Source organism: Priestia abyssalis (assembly GCF_002019595.1).
Classification (GTDB): Bacteria; Bacillota; Bacilli; order Bacillales; family Bacillaceae_H; genus Bacillus_BA; species Bacillus_BA abyssalis.
The window spans coordinates 13,926-35,289 of record NZ_KV917369.1; the positions used below are offsets into that span (position 1 = coordinate 13,926).

Genomic DNA, 21,364 nt, shown 5'->3' on the forward strand with positions numbered 1-21,364 from the left:
ATTAAGGGTTTGATTGACGGTCCATTTTGCATAAAGTCTAAATTAATTATTCTTTGAACTGATGGGCAACTTTTTCGCATGTGTCATGTTTCAAGAACAATCCATTCTTCCCTCAAGAAGGATTGAAGGTCGTTTGTTCCTGCTGCTCATGATGTTGATTGTATTGATAATTTTCATATAAAAAGGTTAATGGGCAAAAGCGTGTAATCCCTTCAGCGACTTTCATAGCCCCGACTATAGCAGCTAACAAGTATGATTCCCGATAAGGCCTTTTAGTAAACCGGGCGGTCGCCCATGTCAAGATGGTCAATCCAAAGGTAATGCGAACGAGTGCATTGATAATGCTGATATTTGGCTTCATGTTATCACCTATATTTATATAATTTTTTGTAAAAATTTCACATATTCTTTAGTGCTTTAAAATATAGAATGTGATACGATTAACATAACTATTACAACTAAGGAGGAATGTACATGCTCGATCAACGCTATCGCTGGAAAAATAAAAAACTCCGTGAGCACGTAGCGGTTTTGAATGGGCATAAGTCACCCACACTGGTGTTGAAAAATGCTGTTTACTTAAATCAAGCTATAAGAAGTTGGCTGACAGCAAACATCTGGATTTATGATGACCGGATTGTATATGTGGGAAATGAAATGCCCAAGAGGCTGACAGGCGCTGAAATAATCGACTGCCAAGGTTCATTCCTTGTGCCCGGCTACATCGAGCCTCACGTTCATCCTTTTCAGTTATATAATCCCCATTCTTTCGCACAATATGCATCCCAGCATGGGACCACGACTCTTATAAATGACAATATGGTGCTCGCTTTGCATTTGGAAAAAAAGAAAGCGTTTTCTTTTTTAAGAGAAATGCGTACAATTCCTGCCACGATGTATTGGTGGTGCCGCTTTGATCCGCAAACGGAAATTGGTCATGAAGAAAGCATCTTTTCTCATGCGAACGTAAAGTCTTGGCTCGAGCACGATGCCGTATTGCAAGGAGGGGAACTAACAGGATGGCCTAAGCTTCTATCAGGTGATGACTTAATGCTCCACTGGATTCAAGAAGCGAAACGAATGAGAAAACAAATTGAGGGGCACTTCCCTGGAGCATCAGAAATGACGCTGGCTAAGCTTATGTTGCTGGGGGCGGACTGTGATCATGAGGCGATGACAGGAGACGATGTATTGAAGAGATTGTTACAAGGATACTACGTCTCACTGCGTTATTCATCCATCAGACCTGACTTGCCTCATTTGCTGGAGGAAGTTCAAGAACTGGGAATTCAGCATTACGATAAATTTATGATGACGACGGACGGTTCACCACCATCCTTTTACGAAGAAGGTGTGTCAGACCGTCTTATCAAAATTGCCATTGAGCAGGGTATTCCTATCATTGATGCTTATAATATGGCAACTATCAATATTGCACGCTACTATAATATAGAATATTTGCATGGCAATATCGCTACAGGACGTGTAGCCAATATCAACTTTTTAGAATCCAAGGAAAATCCGACTCCCGTATCTGTATTAGCAAAAGGAGAGTGGGTGGTCAAAGACAGAGAAGTCCAAAATGCTTTCAAATCGTTTCCATGGCAGGAGTTTGACTTTTCACCGTTGAATTTAGAATGGAATTTAACGATGGACGACATGCAGTTCTCCATGCCGTTAGGAATGCTGATGGAAAATGCCGTTATCATTAAGCCATATTCAATTGGAATTGACATCTCTGTTGATGAAATACCTTGTTCTTATGATGAAAGTTTTATGATGCTGATTGATCGCCATGGAAAATGGCGCATCAATACGATCATTAAGGGCTTTGCTACAGATGTGTCAGGATTTGCAAGTTCATTCTCGAATACAGGAGATATTGTCTTAATCGGTAAAAACAAAGAAGACATGATAAAAGCTTTTGATAGGATGAAAGAAATAGGCGGTGGCCTTGTATTGGCCGAGCGTGGGAAAATCGTATATGAAGTGCCGTTAACCCTAAATGGAATCATGTCGGATAAAACTGTAGAACAATTGATGGAAGAAGAAAAGCAGCTTAGCTGCCTATTAAGAGAAAGAGGATACCGTTATAGTGACCCTATCTATTCGCTCTTATTTTTTTCCTCTACTCATTTGCCTTATATACGTATTACGCCAAATGGAATTTATGATGTCATGAATAAAGTAGTACTGTTTCCGTCAATAATGCGTTAAAATATAAAAGTAAAAACGGATAAAAAGGTGTGCCTGCCGTGAAAAAATATTTAATTTGTTTAAGCTTGCTGGGGCTGCTCTCCGGTTGTCAAAACGAGGAAAAGTCCGTTGTAAAAGAAGAGAAAGCGGCACCGGAAGTGCATGAAGCGGAGGAGGCAATAGATACGTATCAATTTCCGTTGACAGGAGTACAAACAAATCAAGCCGTAACAGATCGTCCGGTTGCTGTGATGATTAACAATCATCCGAAGGCAAGGCCGCAAGCTGGATTGCAAGAGGCAGATATTGTTTATGAAGCGTTAGCGGAAGGGGACATTACAAGGTTCCTGGCCATCTTCCATAGCCAAAACCCTTCATTTATAGGCCCAGTAAGAAGTGCAAGAGACTATTATATTGACTTAAGCAGCGGCTATGATGCAGTGTATATATGTCATGGCTGGAGTCCGGAAGCTAAGGAAATGTTGGAATCTGGAACAGTTGATCATTTAAATGGTTTGTTTTATGACGGCATCCTCTTTGAAAGAGTCTCATTTAAAAAGGCGCCTCATAATTCGTATATCTCTTATGAAAATATCATAAAGGGCACAGAGCTGAAAGGTTATGAAATGAAGGAGCAGGTAGAACCTCTTCTGTTTTATGAAGATTTTCCTGAAATTGCAGGGGAAGCGGCTCGAAGCATTAGTATTGCGTATTCAAAAGGGTCTATCTCAAAAGTAGAATACGTGTATAATAATAAAGATGAACGCTATGATCGATTTACCAGCAATGAACAGCTTATTGATTATAATACAAAAACACCCGTACAGGTAGATAATCTCTTTATTGTAGAGATGGATCATCAAATTATAGACCAAGTTGGAAGACGTGACATTGATTTAACTTCAGGAGGAAGAGGATATTTAATTCAAAAAGGAAAAGCTCAGGTCGTCCAATGGGAAAACAAGGACGGTAAAATTCTCCCTTACAAAGACGGGAATCCAGTCCCTCTTTTAAAAGGAAATACATGGATTAATATTGTTCCATCTTCACCTGGTTTAAATGATATGGTGTCTATTCAAAGTGATGAAAAAGGAGTTTGAGTTCATGCAGATTGATAAACTTCGCGGAAAAGAGTTAGACCAGTTATGCAAGGCTGTATTATCGTTAAAGGATATTGAAGAGTGCTATCGCTTTTTTGATGACCTATGTACTGTCAATGAAATTCAATCGCTGGCGCAGCGATTGGAAGTAGCCCGTATGCTTCGAGAGGGGAACACGTATCACAAGATCGAAACGGAAACAGGTGCGAGTACGGCAACGATTTCCCGTGTGAAACGCTGTTTAAACTACGGCAGTGATGCCTATGAAATGGTACTTGAGCGTGTTTCTTCAAATGATAATGAAAAGAAATAAAAAACAATAGAGAAAATGATATTAATAACATCATTTTCCCCTATCATATTCAGTGGAGCGCCGCGGGAACCTTGTCAAGATAAAGGTTCTTGCGGCGCTATTTAATTAGGTTATGTTTGTACGTATCGACTTTTTCTGAATATTTAATTATTTTTAGGTTAGACTAGAAAATAAATTGACGTTTTTAAGTAATCTGTTATATAATATGATAAATATTAATAAACTGTTATAAAACAGAGGGGAGCAAATAAAATGGAGATGTATACAAAGGCATATAATATGTATATAGAACGGTGTGAAAAGTTCGGCTTAGCGGGAATTGATTTCATTGAGTTTATCCGAAATACGACAACAGAACAAATTCAAAATATGCTAAGTGATATACATTAGGAGTGGAAAATATGAATAGTGATGTCGAGGCCCTGCGATGAAGCCGTCTGTTTATCTTACTGATAAAAACAGGCGGTTTTTTATTTATCAATCAAAATGACCCCAAGGACTGAATTCAGCCCTTGGGGTCATTTTGATTGATTAAAACTGTGCTGCTTCCTCAATAAGTGCTTTTAATTCACTAATAGGTACACGTTTTTGTTCCATTGTGTCACGGTTACGGATCGTCACTTGCTGGTCTTCTAATGAATCAAAATCAAATGTGATACAGAATGGCGTACCGATTTCATCATGACGGCGGTAACGTTTCCCGATAGAACCGGCTTCATCAAAGTCTACCATGAAGTGTTTTGCTAAATCTTCAAACACGGCTCTAGCTTCATCAGAAAGCTTTTTAGAAAGTGGAAGAACAGCCGCTTTGAAAGGAGCTAAAGCAGGATGCAGGTGCATCACTGTACGGGATGTACCATCTTCTAATGCCTCTTCTTCATAAGCATCAAGCAAGAAGGCTAATGTAACGCGATCAGCACCCAGGGATGGTTCGATGCAATAAGGGATGTAGCGCTCATTTGTTTCTTGATCGATGTATTGGAAATCTTCACCGGAGTGCTCCATATGTTGTTTTAAGTCATAGTCAGTACGGGAAGCGACACCCCAAAGTTCTCCCCAGCCGAATGGGAATTTATATTCAAAGTCTGTTGTTGCGTTACTATAATGAGATAACTCGTCATCGGAATGGTCGCGAAGGCGGATATTTTCTCCAGTCAAACCAAGAGATAACAACCAGTTATGGCAGTACTCTTTCCAGTAGTTGAACCATTCGATTTCTTGGCCCGGTTTACAGAAGAACTCCAGCTCCATCTGTTCAAATTCACGAGTTCTGAATGTGAAGTTACCCGGTGTAATTTCGTTACGGAAGCTCTTTCCGATTTGGGCAATACCAAATGGAAGCTTTTTACGCATCGAGCGTTGAACATTTTTAAAGTTTACGAAAATACCTTGTGCCGTTTCAGGACGCAAATAAATTTCATTCGCTGACGTTTCTGTTACCCCTTGATGTGTTTTAAACATCAAGTTGAATTGGCGGATTTCGGTAAAGTTATCAGATCCGCACTCTGGACACTTGATGTCATGCTCTTTAATCAAATTCATCATTTGATCGAATGAAAGCCCGTCTACAATCATTTCGATGTCTTTTTCTTGAAGTTTTTCTTCAATTAATTTATCCGCGCGATGGCGGGCTTTACAGTTTTTGCAGTCAATCATCGGGTCATTGAAATTTCCTAAGTGACCGGAAGCTTCCCATGCTTTTGGGTTCATTAAAATGGCTGCATCCAATCCTACATTATATGGAGATTCCTGAATGAATTTTTTCCACCAAGCTTTTTTGACGTTGTTCTTTAATTCGACGCCAAGCGGACCGTAATCCCATGTATTCGCAAGTCCCCCGTAAATTTCAGAACCTTGAAAAATAAAGCCGCGATGTTTTGCGTGAGATACAATTTGTTCCATTGAAACTGACATGTTTTTTTCCTCCTTCAATCAATTAGGGAATAAACAGAATGAAAACAACAAAAAAATCCCCCATCCCACAGGCATAATGCCCAGGGACGAGAGATTGTTTCCCGCGGTTCCACCCTGTTTGATACATGAATAACATGTATCCTCTTTTCAGAAGCACACTCCAGACTGCCTTTTCTCTAAATCTTTCTCCGGGCTCTCACCATCCCCAGATCGCTTAACGTTGAAGAGGATTCAGATACTATTGGTCCTTCACAGTATGATATGGTATCAATTTTTGTCTTTATATTAGCACATCCATTTTAACTAAACAAGCGCTGTTGTATGAATCCGCATAAATAGTTTGCTGAGCTTTGAGGCTTGAATGATTGTTTTGATGCATCTCTAATCATTTATGGAGTTTATATAGGATTAGCTTTCGTATATGAAAGGCAGTTTTGCTATAATGTTGTAATGGAGCAACGAATGGAGGTTAACTTTATGTATGATATTAAAGAGTGGAGACACGTTTTTAAATTAGATCCTAATAAAGACATTTCTGATGAAGAGCTGGAACTCATTTGCGAGTCGGGAACAGACGCAGTCATAGTGGGGGGGACGGATGGCGTAACATTGGATAATGTTCTAAACTTGCTTGCCCGTATCCGCCGTTATACGGTGCCTTGCGCACTGGAAGTTTCGACGATCGAATCGGTGACTCCCGGTTTCGACTTTTATTTCATTCCCACCGTGTTAAACAGCGGTAAGCGCGATTGGATCGTAGGCTTGCACCATGAAGCGATGAAAGAATACGGAGAAATCATGAACTGGGAAGAAATCCTTGTCGAGGGGTATTGCATTTTAAACGAAGACTGTAAGGCTGCGAAAGTAACAGAAGCTAACGCCCGTTTAACAGAAGAGGATGTATTGGCTTATGCCCAGATGGCAGAGCGGATGTTTCGCTTACCCATCTTTTATTTGGAATACAGCGGTACGTACGGAGATCCGATGCTGGTGAAACAGGTAAAAAACAGCTTAGAGAGTACGCAGTTGTTTTACGGCGGAGGAATTGAGAGCGTCGAGCAAGCGGCAGAGATGGCGGCGGCGGCTCATACAGTCGTTGTAGGAAACGTTGTATATAACGATGTATCTACTGCTTTACAAACTGTACAGGCAGTCAAAAATACGTTACGATAAACAAGAACAAACGTTTGTTTTAGGGGTGATGTCATTGCAATTTTTAAGTGAAAAGTTATTATCAGGGTTAAATCCACAACAACAAGAGGCGGTCAAAGCTACGGACGGCCCTTTACTTATTATGGCGGGTGCCGGAAGTGGAAAGACAAGGGTGCTGACGCATCGTATTGCGTATTTAATGGCAGAAAAGCAAGTGGCGCCATGGAATATTCTAGCCATTACTTTCACGAACAAGGCCGCGCGTGAGATGAGAGAACGTATCACTAATTTACTTGGTGGAGCGGCAGATGAAATTTGGATTTCAACGTTTCACTCCATGTGTGTGCGCATTTTAAGAAGAGACATTGATCGAATCGGTTATAACCGTAATTTTACCATTTTAGATACGACAGACCAGCTTTCGGTAATTAAGTCTATTTTGAAAGAAAAAAACATTGATCCGAAAAAGTTTGATCCTCGCTCTTTTTTAGGTATCATCAGCTCAGCGAAGAATGATCTTACGACGCCGGAGCAATTTGCCAAAACGGCTGCGAGTCCGCATGAGGAAATGGTGAGCGGTGTTTATACAGAGTATCAAAAACGACTGAGGAAAAATCAGGCGCTCGATTTTGATGATTTGATTATGATTACCATTCAGCTATTCGAACGTGTGCCGGAAGTATTGGAGTTTTATCAAAGAAAATTTCAATATATCCATGTTGACGAGTATCAGGATACGAACCATGCCCAGTACAAACTGGTTAAATTAATGGCACAGCGATTTGAGAATATTTGTGTGGTAGGGGATTCGGATCAATCCATCTATCGTTGGCGCGGAGCGGATATTGCCAATATCTTATCGTTTGAAAAGGATTATCCGCAAGCAACGGTCATTTTGCTGGAACAAAACTATCGTTCCACAAAGAATATTTTGACGGCAGCCAACAAAGTAATTGAAAACAATATGAACCGCAAAGCGAAAAATTTATGGACGGAAAATGATGAAGGAATGAAAATTTTTCACTATCAAGCGATGAGCGAGCATGCTGAGGCTCAATTTGTTGCCGGAAAGATTAAAGAAGCGGTGGAAAGCGGAAAAAGAAAGTATTCTGATTTTGCCATTCTTTATCGTACGAATGCCCAGTCGCGTGTAATGGAGGAAGTGCTGTTAAAATCCAATATTAACTATACTATCGTAGGCGGTATCAAGTTCTATGATCGTAAAGAGATTAAAGATATGCTTGCGTATCTTCGCTTGATTGCCAATCCGGATGATGATATCAGCCTAGTGCGTGTGGTAAATGTGCCAAAGCGGGGAATTGGAGCGACATCGGTTGATAAGCTGGCAAATTATGCGATCCAGCATGACATCTCTATTTTTAAAGCATTGGGAGAGGTGGATTTTATTGGCTTAAGTGCGAAAGCAACCAATGCATTAATTGAATTCAGGGATTTGATTACGAACCTGGCCAACATGCAAGATTATCTATCCGTAACAGAATTGGTAGAAGAAGTATTAAGTAAGACGGGCTATCGCGAGATGCTGAAAGCCGAAAAGACGATTGAAGCTCAAAGTCGCTTGGAAAACATTGATGAGTTTTTATCAGTTACACAGAGCTTCGAAAAGGGCAGTGAAGATAAGAGCCTTGTCGCCTTTTTAACAGACCTTGCTCTTGTGGCGGATATTGATCAGCTGGATAACGAGGTAGATGAGAAAGAAGCTGTTATTCTGATGACGCTGCACTCAGCAAAGGGTTTAGAGTTTCCGGTCGTATTTTTAATTGGATTGGAAGAAGGGGTATTCCCTCACAGCCGTTCCCTTCAGGAAGAAGAGGAAATGGAAGAGGAAAGGCGCCTGGCATATGTGGGCATCACGCGAGCTGAAGAAACGTTGTACCTTTTGAATGCACAGATGAGAACATTATTTGGTAAAACAAATATGAATGCGATGTCCCGTTTTATTAATGAAATTCCAGATGAGCTGTTGGAAAGCTTGAATGAGCGTCCAAAGTCAACTTCACCTGCTGCAGCAGCGAATCGCCCTGTAAAACGTTCTATGGCGGCACGCCCTGCATTATCTTCTACAGGCGGCGATACGATTGATTGGCAAGTAGGAGATAAAGCGGAACATAAAAAATGGGGAATTGGTACGGTCGTGAGCGTAAAAGGGCAGGGAGACTCCAAAGAGCTGGATATTGCGTTCCCAAGCCCGACAGGAGTGAAGCGTTTATTAGCAAAATTTGCGCCTGTTACAAAAGTATAGTTGGGCCAGCCTGTTGTAAATTGTGTAAAGGAGAAAAAGGAATGAGTGTAGAAACGGCTAAAATTCGTGTTCAAGAGCTGCATGAGCAGCTGAACCGTTATAATTATGAGTACTATGTACTCGATAATCCGAGTATTCCTGATGCGGAATATGATCAATTATTGAAAGAACTGATTGATCTGGAAACGCAATTTCCAGAATTGAGAAAGCCTGACTCTCCTTCCCAGCGTGTTGGGGGGCAGGCTTTGGAAGGATTCCAAAAAGTTGAGCATAAGACTGCCATGCTGAGTTTGGGGAATGCGTTCAATGAACAAGACTTACGTGATTTCGACCGCCGCGTCCGTCAAGCGGTTGGAGAGGGAATAGCCTACGTTTGCGAATTGAAAATTGACGGACTGGCTGTGTCTCTTCGCTACGAGAACGGTTATTTCGTCCAAGGAGCAACTAGGGGAGACGGCCAAATCGGTGAAGACATCACCGAGAATTTAAAAACGATTCGCTCCATTCCCCTTCGTTTAGCGGAGCCTCTTTCCATTGAAGTGCGTGGCGAAGCATACATGCCGAAAAAGTCGTTTGAAAAGTTAAACGAGATAAAAGCAGAACAAGGGGAGGTACCGTTTGCTAATCCAAGAAATGCGGCGGCGGGGTCATTGCGGCAGCTAGACCCGAAAATTGCCGCATCACGTAATCTCGATCTCTTTTTGTATGCAATTGCGGACGCGGGCAATACAGGTATTCAATCACATAGTGAGGGTCTAGATTTTCTTGATAAACTAGGCTTTAAGACGAATGCAAATCGACAAAAATGTGCTACGATAGATGAGGTTTTACAATATGTCGAAAGCTGGGGAGAAAAGCGTCTTGACTTGCCTTATGAAATTGACGGAATCGTCATTAAAGTGGACATGTTTGATCAACAGGAAGCGTTAGGTACTACGGCAAAAAGTCCAAGATGGGCGATTGCTTATAAGTTCCCTGCGGAAGAAGTCATCACAAGGCTGTTAGGAATCGAACTGAACGTAGGGCGGACGGGAGTAGTGACACCAACTGCGCTGCTCGAGCCTGTTCAAGTAGCGGGTACAACCGTTAAACGTGCCTCTTTGCATAACGAAGATTTAATACGCGAGAAAGATATTCATATTGGCGACTATGTAGTCATCAAAAAAGCGGGCGATATCATTCCGGAAGTCGTAAACGTTATTGTAGACCGCCGAAATGGGGAAGAGGAAGAATTTCATATGCCAACCCATTGTCCTGAATGCGAAAGTGAACTCGTACGTCTTGAAGAGGAAGTGGCGCTCCGCTGTATCAACCCAAGTTGTCCTGCTCAAATTCGTGAAGGACTCATTCATTTCGTTTCACGCAATGCCATGAATATTGATGGGTTAGGTGAAAAAGTGATTACCCAGCTGTTCAGGGAAAATTTAGTGCATGATGTAGCCGATTTATACCGTTTAACAAAAGAGCAGGTTGTTCAATTAGAACGAATGGGAGAAAAATCAGCCGATAATTTAATTCAAGCCATTGAGGCTTCTAAAGGAAACTCTTTAGAAAAGCTGTTGTTCGGTCTTGGGATTCGTCATGTTGGGGCGAAGGCTGCTAAAACATTAGCCCAGTACTTTGGGACAATGAGTGAACTAAAAGAAGCAACATACGATGAATTAGTCGCGATCAATGAGATTGGAGATAAAATGGCTGATGCGGTTGTGACCTATTTTGACCAGCCGGAAGTGCTGAAGCTTTTGGAAGAATTAGCGTCGTTTAGTGTAAACATGACGTATAAAGGACCAAAACAAGTAAAAGTGGAGGACATTGATTCGTATTTTGCCGGTAAAACCATCGTATTAACAGGAAAATTAGAGCAATTATCCCGTAACGAAGCAAAAGCCCAAATTGAACAATTAGGCGGAAAAGTAACTGGGAGCGTTAGTAAAAAAACAGACTTAGTGATTGCAGGAGAGGAAGCTGGTTCTAAATTAACAAAAGCGCAAGAGCTGGGTATCGAAGTATGGGATGAGAATCGAATGCTTCAGGAATTAAATAAATAAGAGCAGTAAGACCCCTACTTCAAGGCTTGAGAGAACTGGAAGCCGTCTAAGTGAGGGATAACTGCCCGTAAAAGTAACTAGCCATCAGTGGGGATGGAGGACCCTCACTGATGAAAGTTTCCTTTATATATCAATTATAAGAGGTGTCAAATGTTTTGAAAAAAACGTTTTTAATTTCACTTGTAATCATGTTGTTAGCTTCTGCGTGTGCCCCCAACTTTAATAAAGAAGAAGAAGTGGTACAGGAGACGGATTCCAAGAAAGAAAAAGCCATTATTCCGAAGTTCAGTATTTCTGATAGTTATTACCGAACCATTCTACCGTTTAAATCAGGGGAAGCAAGAGGACTCGTTGCGGCCAACCTCAATAATCGCCTTGATATTGGAGAATTCGAGACAGGATTGATGAGATTATCACAATCAGATTTTCCTGCAGATAAGTATTTTTATCAGGAAGGTCAATACCTTGAAAAAGAAACGGTCCAGCAATGGTTAAAGAGGAAGAAGAATGCTCAGCAATTAGAAGAAGCACAAAAGAAATCAAAAGACAAAAAAGTTCAAAATCTCGGTCTAAATCCAATTGATAATGAGCAGGGCTCGTTAGAAGAGCGAAATAAGCGAAGTCCGATTTATCTTTCTCATATTCTAGAACAGGATTACTTAGTTAAAGGAGAAGATGAAAAAGTTCAGCTTGGTGGAGTGGTAATTGGCTTAGCGCTAAATTCAGCGCATTATTATACTCAAGAACAGGGTTATCCGAGAGAAGTGAAAATTAAGCAAGAGGTTCTTGAAGCAGAAGGAAAAAAAATTGCCGAAGAAATTGTGAAACGTATGCGGGAAATGGACGGACTGAGCCAAGTTCCTATTACAATTGGATTGTTTAAACAAATGCCGAAAAACTCCATCACTCCCGGGAACTTCTTTGCTGTAGGAACGGTAGATAAGGGTGAAACAACTATCGATAAATGGGCAGCAGTAGACGAAAAATATTACTTGTTCCCATCATCAGATGCAACAAAGGATTACCGGGATGACGCGATGATGTTTAACGAATTCAAGGTAAAAATCGAAGAATATTTTCCTAATTTCACAAGCGTTATTGCAAGAGGTTATTATAAGGATGGACAACTCCAGCAAATGACGATTGAGATCCCGATTCAGTTCTATGGAAAAGGCGAAGTAATTGGTTTTACTCAATATGTAGCCGGTTTAATGCTTGAGCATTTCCCTCCTCACATTTCGACGCAGGTCTATATCACGTCTACCGGAGGACCAGAGAGTATTATTGTTAGAGAAGCCGATCAAGAAAAACCTTTCGTGCATATTTACCAATAAAGAAGTACAGATATTTTACTAGGGTCACTATGGAAAATCCGGTACAAAGCAAGGGTTTTCCATGTGACTCTTTTTTGATGTAAGCAATGCTAAGAAATCTTATCATTTTTCCCTCATTTAAATGACTCAAAAGTTAACAGTAGGGTACAGCCTTGATTCAAAAAATAGCAGCCATCCCTTTTTCAAACCACCACTGAGATTTTTATTATACAAAAATAATTTTTATCCGATTTAGAATTTTAATGTTTGAAGTAATCGATATATTCTAGTAAAATGAAAATCGTGAGATGTATCCGCTTTTATTTAGGCGAGGAGGGAAAATGAAATGGTGCCATACAGACATGAACCATTTACGAACTTTGCAATTGAAGAGAATAAAAAGGAATTTGAAAGCGCTTTAAAATATGTACAAACGCAATTAGGGAAAGAATACCCGCTTGTCATCGGCGGAGAGTATATCCAAACGAAAGATAAGGTTGTATCAATTAATCCTGCTAATAAGGAAGAAGTGATTGGAAGCGTTTCAATGGCTGATCAAGAATTGGCGGAAAAAGCGATGCAGGCAGCATTGACGACATTTGAAACGTGGAAGAAGTGGAAGCCTGAGCACCGTGCGAACATTTTATTCCGTGCCGCTGCCATCATGCGCCGCCGCAAACATGAATTTTCGGCTTACCTGGTGAAAGAAGCCGGGAAACCATGGAAGGAAGCCGACGCTGATACGGCGGAAGCGATTGACTTCTTGGAATTTTATGCACGCCAAATGCTGAAACTGAAAGACGGTATTCCAGTCAACAGCCGCGAAGGCGAGTTCAACCAATTCCATTACATTCCGCTTGGTGTTGGAATCATCATTTCTCCATTCAACTTCCCGTTAGCCATCATGGCGGGGACGACGGTAGCGGCCATCGTGTCTGGAAACACGGTATTGTTAAAACCGGCTAACTCGACTCCGGTCATTGCGGCGAAGTTTGTGGAATTGATGGAAGAAGCGGGCCTTCCGGCAGGCGTCTTAAACTTCGTTCCGGGAAGCGGCTCTCAAATTGGTGACTACTTAGTCGATCATCCGAAAACACGTTTCGTATCCTTTACAGGTTCCCGTAAAGTGGGCTGCCGTATTTATGAGCGTGCGGCGAAAGTACATCCAGGTCAAATCTGGTTGAAACGTGTCATCGCTGAAATGGGCGGTAAAGATACGATGGTGATCGATAAAGATGCAGACTTGGATTTAGCGGCATCGTCGATCGTCTACTCGGCTTTCGGCTTCTCCGGTCAAAAATGCTCCGCAGGTTCCCGTGCAGTCGTTCACCAAGACGTGTATGATGAAGTGCTGCAAAAAGCGGTCGCGTTAACGAAAACATTAACTCTTGGCAACCCGGAAGATGTGAACACATACATGGGGCCAGTGATTGATGACAGATCATACAGCAAAATCATGAAGTACATTGAAATCGGGAAAGAAGAAGGCAAGCTGATGACAGGCGGTGAAGGAGACGATTCCAAAGGCTACTTCATCCAGCCGACGATTTTTGCGGACCTTGACCAAGACTCTCGTTTAATGCAAGAAGAAATCTTCGGTCCGGTTGTGGCGTTCTGCAAAGCACGTGATTTTGATCATATGATGGAAATCGCCAACAACACGGATTATGGATTAACAGGTGCGCTTGTTTCCAATAACCGCGAACACATCGAGCGCGCGCGTGAAGAATTCCATGTCGGAAACTTATATTTCAACCGCGGATGCACAGGCGCCATCGTAGGCTACCAGCCATTCGGCGGATTCAACATGTCCGGTACGGATTCGAAAGCGGGCGGCCCTGATTACTTGCTTCTTCATATGCAAGCGAAAACAACGTCTGAAATGTTATAATAATAATTGAATTTTATTTAATAGTCTTTCTGTTGAGCGCCCGGAAGAATCTAAAACATGTAAAGATTCTTCCAGGCGCTCTATTTATCGTGAGAAAATATAAGGAATAAAAATATTTTTGTATTCCCTTTACAATCATGGGGATATTTCCGGGAAATAATTTCAATGAATTCAAAAAGTTTTATTAGAATACTTCTAGACATTTTTCTAATATGCATTTCCACCATTCGACATCAATAGTTTGATCAGGAGAAACAAATTAACTGAAGAGAAGGGCATAAAAAACCAACAGATCCATGTTCTCCATGATGATTAAAAAAGAGAGGGAGATTATTTTCGTTTTCATCAGAAGTAAATAATAGCTAATCTAATGGTTAAAGTCGCATGTGAGAAGGTGGAAAAACCTTATTCTGGGTAGTTAAGCCTTGGATTTAATACAGTTAATAACAAGGGGAAAAATGAAAAAACCACTAGTGGAAAAGATTGCTTCATGGCGCTAAAGTTTGGTATTATCAGTATATTGTCATGGGACGAATACTCGGAGGTGAAGGACAATGTCAAGAATTTCAATTGATGAAGTTAAACACGTTGCAAATTTAGCACGTTTAGCTATTACAGAAGAAGAAGCAGAAATGTTTCAAAGACAATTAGATGCTATCATTACATATGCAGAACAATTAAATGAGTTAGATACAACAAATGTCGAGCCGACTTCACACGTTTTAACAATGAAAAACGTAATGCGTGAAGATGAAAGAAAGCAAGGGCTGCCGATTGAAGATGTTGTGAAAAACGCGCCAGACCATAAAGACGGATACATTCGTGTACCATCTATTTTAGAGTAAGGGAAGGAGGATTCATTCATGTCGCTTTTTGACTTGAAAATGTCAGAATTACATAAGAAGTTACACAATAAAGAAATTCGTGTACAAGAACTGGTTGACGAGTCGTATACACGGATTCAGAAAGTAGATGAAAAAGTAGGGGCATTTTTGGCTTTAAATGAAGAAAAAGCTCGTGCTTATGCGCAAGAACTAGATGAAGCCTTAGCAACGAAAGGTGAATTTGGCTTGCTATTTGGTATGCCAATCGGAGTAAAGGATAATATCGTAACAAATGGCTTGCGTACAACATGCTCCAGTAAAATTTTAGCGAACTTTGACCCGATTTATGATGCGACAGCTGTTCAAAAGCTTAAAAGCGCTGAGGCAGTCACAATTGGTAAGTTAAATATGGACGAATTCGCAATGGGTTCTTCCACAGAGAACTCTGGACTGCAATTAACGAGAAACCCATGGAACCTTGATCATGTACCTGGAGGATCCAGCGGTGGATCAGCGGCTGCAGTAGCAGCGGGCGAAGTTCTATTCTCATTAGGATCGGATACGGGCGGTTCTGTTCGTCAACCAGCTTCATATTGCGGTGTAGTTGGATTAAAGCCTACTTATGGACGTGTGTCTCGTTATGGGCTGGTCGCCTTTGCATCTTCGTTAGATCAAATTGGTCCAATTACAAGAACGGTAGAAGATAATGCTTATTTGCTTCAAGCAATTGCAGGATTAGATCCGATGGATTCAACATCTGCTAATGTAGATGTACCGGATTATATATCTGCTTTAACGGGTGACATTAAAGGCTTGAAAATTGCCGTACCAAAAGAGTATTTAGGTGAAGGTGTAAGTGAAGAAGTGCGCCAATCGGTTCTCGATGCTCTAAAGGTATTGGAAGGACTCGGTGCTGAGTGGGAAGAGGTTTCACTTCCACACTCCAAATACGCGTTAGCTACTTACTATTTGCTGTCGTCTTCTGAGGCATCAGCGAACCTTGCCCGCTTTGACGGCGTTCGCTACGGCTATCGTACTGATAATGCGAAAAATTTAATTGAGATGTACAAACAGACACGCAGTGAAGGTTTCGGGGATGAAGTGAAGCGTCGTATCATGCTTGGTACATTTGCATTAAGCTCAGGTTATTATGATGCTTACTACAAAAAAGCGCAGCAAGTGCGTACGTTAATCAAAAAAGACTTTGAAGACGTATTTGAAAAATACGATGTCATCATTGGGCCGACAACACCAACACCAGCATTCAAAGTTGGCGAGAAAACAAGTGATCCTATGACGATGTACGCAAACGACATTCTAACGATTCCGGTCAACCTTGCGGGTGTTCCGGGAATATCTGTGCCATGCGGACTTTCCAACGGGCTGCCATTAGGGTTGCAAATTATCGCGAAGCATTTCGATGAATCGACAATCTATCGCGTAGCTCATGCGTTTGAGCAAGCTACAGAACATCATAAAGCAAAACCAGCATTGTAAGGGGTGAGAACAAGATGAATTTTGAAACGATTATTGGTCTTGAAGTGCACGTTGAGCTAAAAACACAATCTAAAATTTTCTCCGGCAGTCCAAATGCATTCGGTGCAGACCCGAATACAAACACAAGCGTAGTTGAATTAGGATATCCAGGTGTACTTCCTGTTTTGAACAAACAAGCTGTCGAATTTGCGATGAAAGCAGCGATGGCACTAAATTGTGAAGTGGCGACAGATACGAAGTTTGACCGCAAAAACTATTTCTATCCAGATAACCCAAAGGCTTATCAAATTTCGCAGTTTGATAAACCGATTGGTGAGAACGGCTGGATTGACATTGAAGTAAACGGCAAGATAAAGCGTATTCGCATTAATCGTCTTCATCTGGAAGAAGATGCGGGGAAATTAACGCATACAGGTGATGGTTATTCTTTAGTCGATTTTAACCGCCAAGGTACACCGTTGGTAGAAATCGTATCGGAGGCAGATATGCGTTCTCCAGAAGAAGCATACGCATACCTTGAGAAGTTGAAATCTATCGTTCAATATACAGGTGTATCAGACTGTAAGATGGAAGAAGGTTCTCTTCGCTGTGATGCCAATATCTCTCTCCGTCCTATTGGACAAGAGAAATTTGGGACAAAAACAGAGTTGAAAAACTTAAACTCATTCGCCTTCGTTCAAAAAGGGTTAGAGTATGAAGAGAAGCGCCAGGAAAAAGTTCTTCTTTCCGGCGGTGAAATCCAGCAGGAAACTCGCCGTTATGATGAAGCAACGAAAACAACCATCTTAATGCGTGTAAAAGAAGGATCGGATGATTACCGGTACTTTCCGGAGCCAGACCTTTTGGCACTGTATATTGATGACGAGTGGAAGGCGCGGGTACGTGCAGAAATCCCTGAGCTTCCAGATGCTCGTCAAAAGCGCTATTTAGAAGATTTTGGTCTGCCATCTTATGATGCTAAAGTTTTAACGGTTACGAAAGAAATGGCCGATTTCTTTGAGGCTACAGTTAGTGCCGGTGCAGACGCAAAGCTTGCGTCCAACTGGTTAATGGGTGAAGTGTCTGCCTATTTAAATGCAGAACAAAAAGAGCTGGAAGATGTCGCTCTGACACCTGAAGGGTTAGCTGGTATGATCAAGTTAATCCAAGATGGAACCATTTCTTCTAAAATTGCGAAGAAGGTATTTAAGGAGCTTATTGAAAAAGGCGGAAATGCAGAAACAATCGTTAAAGAAAAAGGCCTTGTTCAAATTTCGGATGAAGGTGCCCTACGCAAGATTGTCGGAGAAGCACTGGATGCTAACCCGCAATCTGTTGAAGACTATAAGAATGGGAAAGAGAAAGCGGTTGGTTTCTTAGTCGGCCAGATTATGAAGGCGACGAAAGGACAAGCCAATCCGCCGATGGTTAACAAGATTTTATTGGAAGAAATTCAAAAGCGCTAAAGTTCAAGGGATGTTAAAAAATGGAGCAACTCTTGTTCGCAGCTGCTTCACTGTTTATAATAGATTTACTGGATTATTTTTCAAGAAAGAAACGCTGCTCGTTGGTGAGTGGTGTTTTTTTCGTGTAGAATAGAAGGGGACATGTTTGAAAAGACCTCCAATTTAAGATAATAAAAACTGATCAAAAAAATTATCATTACTCTAGGATGATGGGATATGAAACGAGCAAGAATTATTTATAATCCGACTTCAGGGCGGGAATTGTTCAAGAAGCATTTGCCTGAAGTATTGCAAAAATTAGAAAGAGCCGGCTATGAAACATCTTGCCACGCGACAACGGGAGCAGGGGACGCAACAGAAGCAGCTCGTATAGCAGTGGAGCGTAAATTTGATTTAGTCGTTGCAGCCGGCGGCGATGGAACAATCAATGAGGTAGTCAATGGAATTGCAGAGCAGGATTATCGTCCAAAACTTGGTATTATACCTGTAGGGACAACGAATGATTTCGCCCGTGCAATCGGGGTGCCAAGAACAACGATTGAAGCGGCATGTGATGTCATTACACAAGGTGTTTCCGTTCCGATTGATTTAGGCAGTGTAACAAATGAAGGAAAAACACATTATTTCATTAATATCGCCGGAGGCGGCCGTTTAACCGAACTGACCTATGAGGTGCCGAGTAAATTGAAAACGATGCTCGGACAGCTTGCCTATTATTTAAAAGGGATGGAAATCTTGCCTTCCATTAAACCGGCGAATGTAAGGGTAGAGTACGACGGGAAAATGTTTGAAGGAGAAATCATGCTGTTTTTAGTCTCCTTGACGAATTCTGTCGGAGGTTTTGAAAAGCTTGTTCCAGACTCTTCTTTAAACGATGGGATGTTTGATTTAATCATCTTAAAAAAGACCAATTTAACGGAATTTATTCGTATTGCAACGCTTGCTTTACGGGGAGAACATATTAATGATCCGCATTTGATTTATACGAAAGCGAATCGTGTAAAAGTATTCACGGATGAAAAGATGCAATTAAATTTGGACGGAGAATTCGGGGGATTATTGCCTGGGGAGTTTGTCAATTTATATCAGCATATTGAAGTATTTGTCACAAAAGAAAAAGCGGAAGCCATGGAGCGAAGGGAGGACATTTAAGACGTCTAAAAGAGTGATTGAATCTTTTCTTCTTTCAAAAGGACCTTTCCTTAAAGTGCTGGATATATCAGTACTTTGATGGAGAGGTCTATTTTCTTTATCTCGTATTAGCGGGTAGTAAGGCCACCGCTGATGGAAGTTTCCTTTATGGGAGGGTTCCTTTTCTCGAACGTTTGAAATATGGTACAATCAGTTCAGCATTTTAGTAAAGGATGTTACATGCGATGACTAAACAATCAATCCCGGTTCAAAAAAATGAATATATAGATGTTGTATTTGAAGACTTGACCCATGATGGGGCAGGTGTTGCGAAGGTACAAGGCTTCCCCGTCTTCGTTCCAAATGCATTGCCAAATGAGCGTGGGCAAGTAAAAATCATAAAGGTGAAAAAAGGATATGCGTTCGGCCGTTTGGTGGAAACATATGAAGAAAGTGAGTACCGTCAAACGCCTCCCTGCTCTATTTATAAACAATGCGGCGGCTGTCAATTGCAGCACTTAAGCTATGAAGGTCAATTAGTCTTTAAACAAAAGCAGGTAAAAGAAGTGATGGCCCGTATCGGTCGTCTGCCGGATGTTCCTGTCCATCCTGTACTTGGAATGGAGGAACCATGGCGCTATCGCAATAAAGCCCAAGTTCCTGTGGGAGAAAGAGAAGGCGGGCTTGTTGCTGGTTTTTACCAACAACGAAGCCATGAAATTATTGATATGAAAGCTTGTCTCATTCAGCAAGAAAAGAATGATGAGGTTGTTCAAGGAATCAAAGAAATTTGCGGGAAGTACGGTATTCGTGCATATGACGAACAAAAGCATCGCGGTACATTGCGTCATATTATGGCCCGTTACGGTCTTGTGACAAGGGAAGCGATGGTCGTTCTTGTGACTATGAAAGAAGAACTACCGCATAAAAACAGCATCATAGAGGAGATTACGGAAAGGTTCCCTCAAGTAAAATCGATTGTTCAAAACATCAATTCAAAGCGTACGAACGTAATCATGGGAGACAAAACAAACGTCCTTTGGGGTGAAGAATATATTTATGATTTAATCGGGGACATTAAGTTTGCAATTTCGGCCCGCTCGTTTTATCAAGTAAACCCTGAACAAACGAAGGTGTTATACGATAAAGCGTTGGAATATGCACAGCTGACAGGAGAAGAAACAGTTATTGATGCTTATTGCGGTATTGGTACTATTTCACTTTTCCTCGCTCAGCAAGCAAAAAAAGTGTACGGGGTAGAAATTGTTCCAGAAGCCATTGAGGATGCGAAACGAAATGCTGCACTAAATGGTATTGAAAATGCCGAGTTTGAAGTTGGTGAAGCCGAAAAAATCATCCCGGCCTGGTATGAAAAAGGCATTAAAGCAGATGTCATTGTAGTCGACCCTCCAAGAAAGGGTTGTGACGAAGCTTTGCTGCAAACCATTATTGACATGAAGCCGAAACGTGTCGTCTATGTATCCTGTAATCCGGCTACACTTGCCCGTGATCTTCGCATTTTAGAAGATGGGGGTTATGAAACGAAGCGAGTGCAGCCTGTTGATATGTTTCCGCATACGACGCATGTGGAGTGTGTAGCTGTTTTAGAATTGAGATAATCCATTAAAAACCGCTTCTCGGTTAGTTTGGTGCCGGCGAGCGGGTTTTTAATGAAATTTTTGGGCGAAGGCATGTTAGTAATAAAAAGATGTTACGTTCAAAAGAAGTTAACATGGAAAAATGGTTTTAGGTGTATAGGTGACTTCTTTATAAATAAACGACTTTCTTCTATAATTAATTAAATTAAGTTATTGGAGAAGAAGTTTAGGATAAGTGTTTTTGTACGAAGATCTTAAGAGAGTTACCGTAAATAAGGTACAGTATTATTTTTTTTATAAAAAGTAGTTGACGGTTATACAAGGTTATATTATTATATTAAGAGTCGCTTCGATTCGATGAATTGGGGGATAAAAAGTATTTGACTTTTATTTTTTAAGGTGATAGTATATAAAAGTCGCTTAAAGACAGAAATGAACTTTGAAAACTGAACAAAACAAAAAAACGTCAACGTTAATTCTATTTTATTATGAGCAAGTCAAACATTTCTTCGGAGAGTTTGATCCTGGCTCAGGACGAACGCTGGCGGCGTGCCTAATACATGCAAGTCGAGCGGACAGATGGGAGCTTGCTCCCTGAAGTCAGCGGCGGACGGGTGAGTAACACGTGGGCAACCTGCCTGTAAGACTGGGATAACTTCGGGAAACCGGAGCTAATACC

The 21,364-nt window shown here is 41.2% G+C and carries 16 protein-coding genes; 14 read left to right on the top strand and 2 right to left on the bottom strand.

Annotated elements, in window-relative coordinates:
• Nucleotides 1-112 precede the first annotated feature (112 nt).
• Nucleotides 113-361, bottom strand: a complete 249-nt coding sequence (locus tag BK575_RS00075; RefSeq protein WP_078408367.1) for a YgaP family membrane protein — start codon at nucleotides 359-361, stop codon at nucleotides 113-115.
• A gap of 113 nt (nucleotides 362-474) precedes the next feature.
• Here BK575_RS00075 and BK575_RS00080 point away from each other — a divergent pair, with 113 nt between their 5' ends.
• From BK575_RS00080 to BK575_RS28235, 4 genes are all read left to right on the top strand, one after another.
• Nucleotides 475-2,217, top strand: a complete 1,743-nt coding sequence (locus BK575_RS00080; RefSeq protein ID WP_078408368.1) for an adenine deaminase C-terminal domain-containing protein — start codon at nucleotides 475-477, stop codon at nucleotides 2,215-2,217.
• 38 nt (nucleotides 2,218-2,255) lie between these two features.
• Nucleotides 2,256-3,296 carry a DUF3048 domain-containing protein gene (locus tag BK575_RS00085; protein WP_078408369.1) on the top strand — a complete coding sequence of 347 codons (1,041 nt, stop codon included), beginning with the start codon at nucleotides 2,256-2,258 and terminating at the stop codon, nucleotides 3,294-3,296.
• A 4-nt stretch (nucleotides 3,297-3,300) separates the two neighbouring features.
• Nucleotides 3,301-3,609 (top strand): YerC/YecD family TrpR-related protein, encoded by a 309-nt coding sequence (locus BK575_RS00090; protein WP_078408370.1) that lies wholly within the window; start codon nucleotides 3,301-3,303, stop codon nucleotides 3,607-3,609.
• A 252-nt stretch (nucleotides 3,610-3,861) separates the two neighbouring features.
• Nucleotides 3,862-3,999: a hypothetical protein gene (locus BK575_RS28235; protein WP_169907459.1), complete on the top strand. Its 138-nt coding sequence runs from the start codon at nucleotides 3,862-3,864 to the stop codon at nucleotides 3,997-3,999.
• Between the two features lie 141 nt (nucleotides 4,000-4,140).
• Here BK575_RS28235 and BK575_RS00095 read toward each other — a convergent pair whose 3' ends face one another.
• Entirely contained in the window at nucleotides 4,141-5,523 is a 1,383-nt protein-coding gene (locus tag BK575_RS00095; protein ID WP_078408371.1) for a glycine--tRNA ligase, read from the bottom strand.
• Nucleotides 5,524-6,000: 477 nt separating this feature from the next.
• On the opposite strand from BK575_RS00095, the gene pcrB reads away from it, so the two are divergent.
• From pcrB to rlmD, 10 genes are all read left to right on the top strand, one after another.
• A complete protein-coding gene (gene pcrB / locus BK575_RS00100; RefSeq protein WP_078408372.1) occupies nucleotides 6,001-6,696 on the top strand; it encodes a heptaprenylglyceryl phosphate synthase in 696 nt (231 codons plus the stop codon).
• A 34-nt stretch (nucleotides 6,697-6,730) separates the two neighbouring features.
• A complete protein-coding gene (gene pcrA, locus BK575_RS00105) occupies nucleotides 6,731-8,938 on the top strand; it encodes a DNA helicase PcrA (protein ID WP_078408373.1) in 2,208 nt (735 codons plus the stop codon).
• Nucleotides 8,939-8,979: 41 nt separating this feature from the next.
• Nucleotides 8,980-10,986 (top strand): NAD-dependent DNA ligase LigA, encoded by a 2,007-nt coding sequence (gene ligA, locus BK575_RS00110; RefSeq protein ID WP_078408374.1) that lies wholly within the window; start codon nucleotides 8,980-8,982, stop codon nucleotides 10,984-10,986.
• A 155-nt stretch (nucleotides 10,987-11,141) separates the two neighbouring features.
• Nucleotides 11,142-12,320, top strand: coding sequence for a CamS family sex pheromone protein (locus tag BK575_RS00115; RefSeq protein ID WP_078408375.1), 1,179 nt, complete (start codon nucleotides 11,142-11,144; stop codon nucleotides 12,318-12,320).
• Nucleotides 12,321-12,645: 325 nt separating this feature from the next.
• Nucleotides 12,646-14,190 carry an L-glutamate gamma-semialdehyde dehydrogenase gene (pruA, locus tag BK575_RS00120; protein WP_078408376.1) on the top strand — a complete coding sequence of 515 codons (1,545 nt, stop codon included), beginning with the start codon at nucleotides 12,646-12,648 and terminating at the stop codon, nucleotides 14,188-14,190.
• A 554-nt stretch (nucleotides 14,191-14,744) separates the two neighbouring features.
• Nucleotides 14,745-15,035, top strand: coding sequence for an Asp-tRNA(Asn)/Glu-tRNA(Gln) amidotransferase subunit GatC (gene gatC, locus BK575_RS00125; RefSeq protein ID WP_078408377.1), 291 nt, complete (start codon nucleotides 14,745-14,747; stop codon nucleotides 15,033-15,035).
• Nucleotides 15,036-15,053: 18 nt separating this feature from the next.
• Nucleotides 15,054-16,511, top strand: coding sequence for an Asp-tRNA(Asn)/Glu-tRNA(Gln) amidotransferase subunit GatA (gene gatA / locus BK575_RS00130; RefSeq protein WP_078408378.1), 1,458 nt, complete (start codon nucleotides 15,054-15,056; stop codon nucleotides 16,509-16,511).
• 14 nt (nucleotides 16,512-16,525) lie between these two features.
• A complete protein-coding gene (gatB, locus tag BK575_RS00135) occupies nucleotides 16,526-17,956 on the top strand; it encodes an Asp-tRNA(Asn)/Glu-tRNA(Gln) amidotransferase subunit GatB (RefSeq protein WP_078408379.1) in 1,431 nt (476 codons plus the stop codon).
• A gap of 216 nt (nucleotides 17,957-18,172) precedes the next feature.
• Nucleotides 18,173-19,108, top strand: a complete 936-nt coding sequence (locus BK575_RS00140; protein ID WP_078408380.1) for a diacylglycerol kinase — start codon at nucleotides 18,173-18,175, stop codon at nucleotides 19,106-19,108.
• 224 nt (nucleotides 19,109-19,332) lie between these two features.
• Nucleotides 19,333-20,706 (top strand): 23S rRNA (uracil(1939)-C(5))-methyltransferase RlmD, encoded by a 1,374-nt coding sequence (gene rlmD / locus BK575_RS00145; protein ID WP_078408381.1) that lies wholly within the window; start codon nucleotides 19,333-19,335, stop codon nucleotides 20,704-20,706.
• Nucleotides 20,707-21,364 lie beyond the last annotated feature (658 nt).

Bases quoted from the DNA above. Each gene is read 5' to 3' on its own strand.
- BK575_RS00075 (WP_078408367.1), bottom strand. From the start codon at position 361: ATGAAGCCAAATATCAGCATTATCAATGCACTCGTTCGCATTACCTTT.
- BK575_RS28235 (WP_169907459.1), top strand. From the start codon at position 3,862: ATGGAGATGTATACAAAGGCATATAATATGTATATAGAACGGTGTGAA.
- BK575_RS00095 (WP_078408371.1), bottom strand. From the start codon at position 5,523: ATGTCAGTTTCAATGGAACAAATTGTATCTCACGCAAAACATCGCGGC.
- BK575_RS00090 (WP_078408370.1), top strand. From the start codon at position 3,301: ATGCAGATTGATAAACTTCGCGGAAAAGAGTTAGACCAGTTATGCAAG.
- rlmD (WP_078408381.1), top strand. From the start codon at position 19,333: ATGACTAAACAATCAATCCCGGTTCAAAAAAATGAATATATAGATGTT.
- gatB (WP_078408379.1), top strand. From the start codon at position 16,526: ATGAATTTTGAAACGATTATTGGTCTTGAAGTGCACGTTGAGCTAAAA.
- BK575_RS00140 (WP_078408380.1), top strand. From the start codon at position 18,173: ATGAAACGAGCAAGAATTATTTATAATCCGACTTCAGGGCGGGAATTG.
- gatC (WP_078408377.1), top strand. From the start codon at position 14,745: ATGTCAAGAATTTCAATTGATGAAGTTAAACACGTTGCAAATTTAGCA.
- pcrB (WP_078408372.1), top strand. From the start codon at position 6,001: ATGTATGATATTAAAGAGTGGAGACACGTTTTTAAATTAGATCCTAAT.
- BK575_RS00080 (WP_078408368.1), top strand. From the start codon at position 475: ATGCTCGATCAACGCTATCGCTGGAAAAATAAAAAACTCCGTGAGCAC.
- pruA (WP_078408376.1), top strand. From the start codon at position 12,646: ATGGTGCCATACAGACATGAACCATTTACGAACTTTGCAATTGAAGAG.
- ligA (WP_078408374.1), top strand. From the start codon at position 8,980: ATGAGTGTAGAAACGGCTAAAATTCGTGTTCAAGAGCTGCATGAGCAG.
- gatA (WP_078408378.1), top strand. From the start codon at position 15,054: ATGTCGCTTTTTGACTTGAAAATGTCAGAATTACATAAGAAGTTACAC.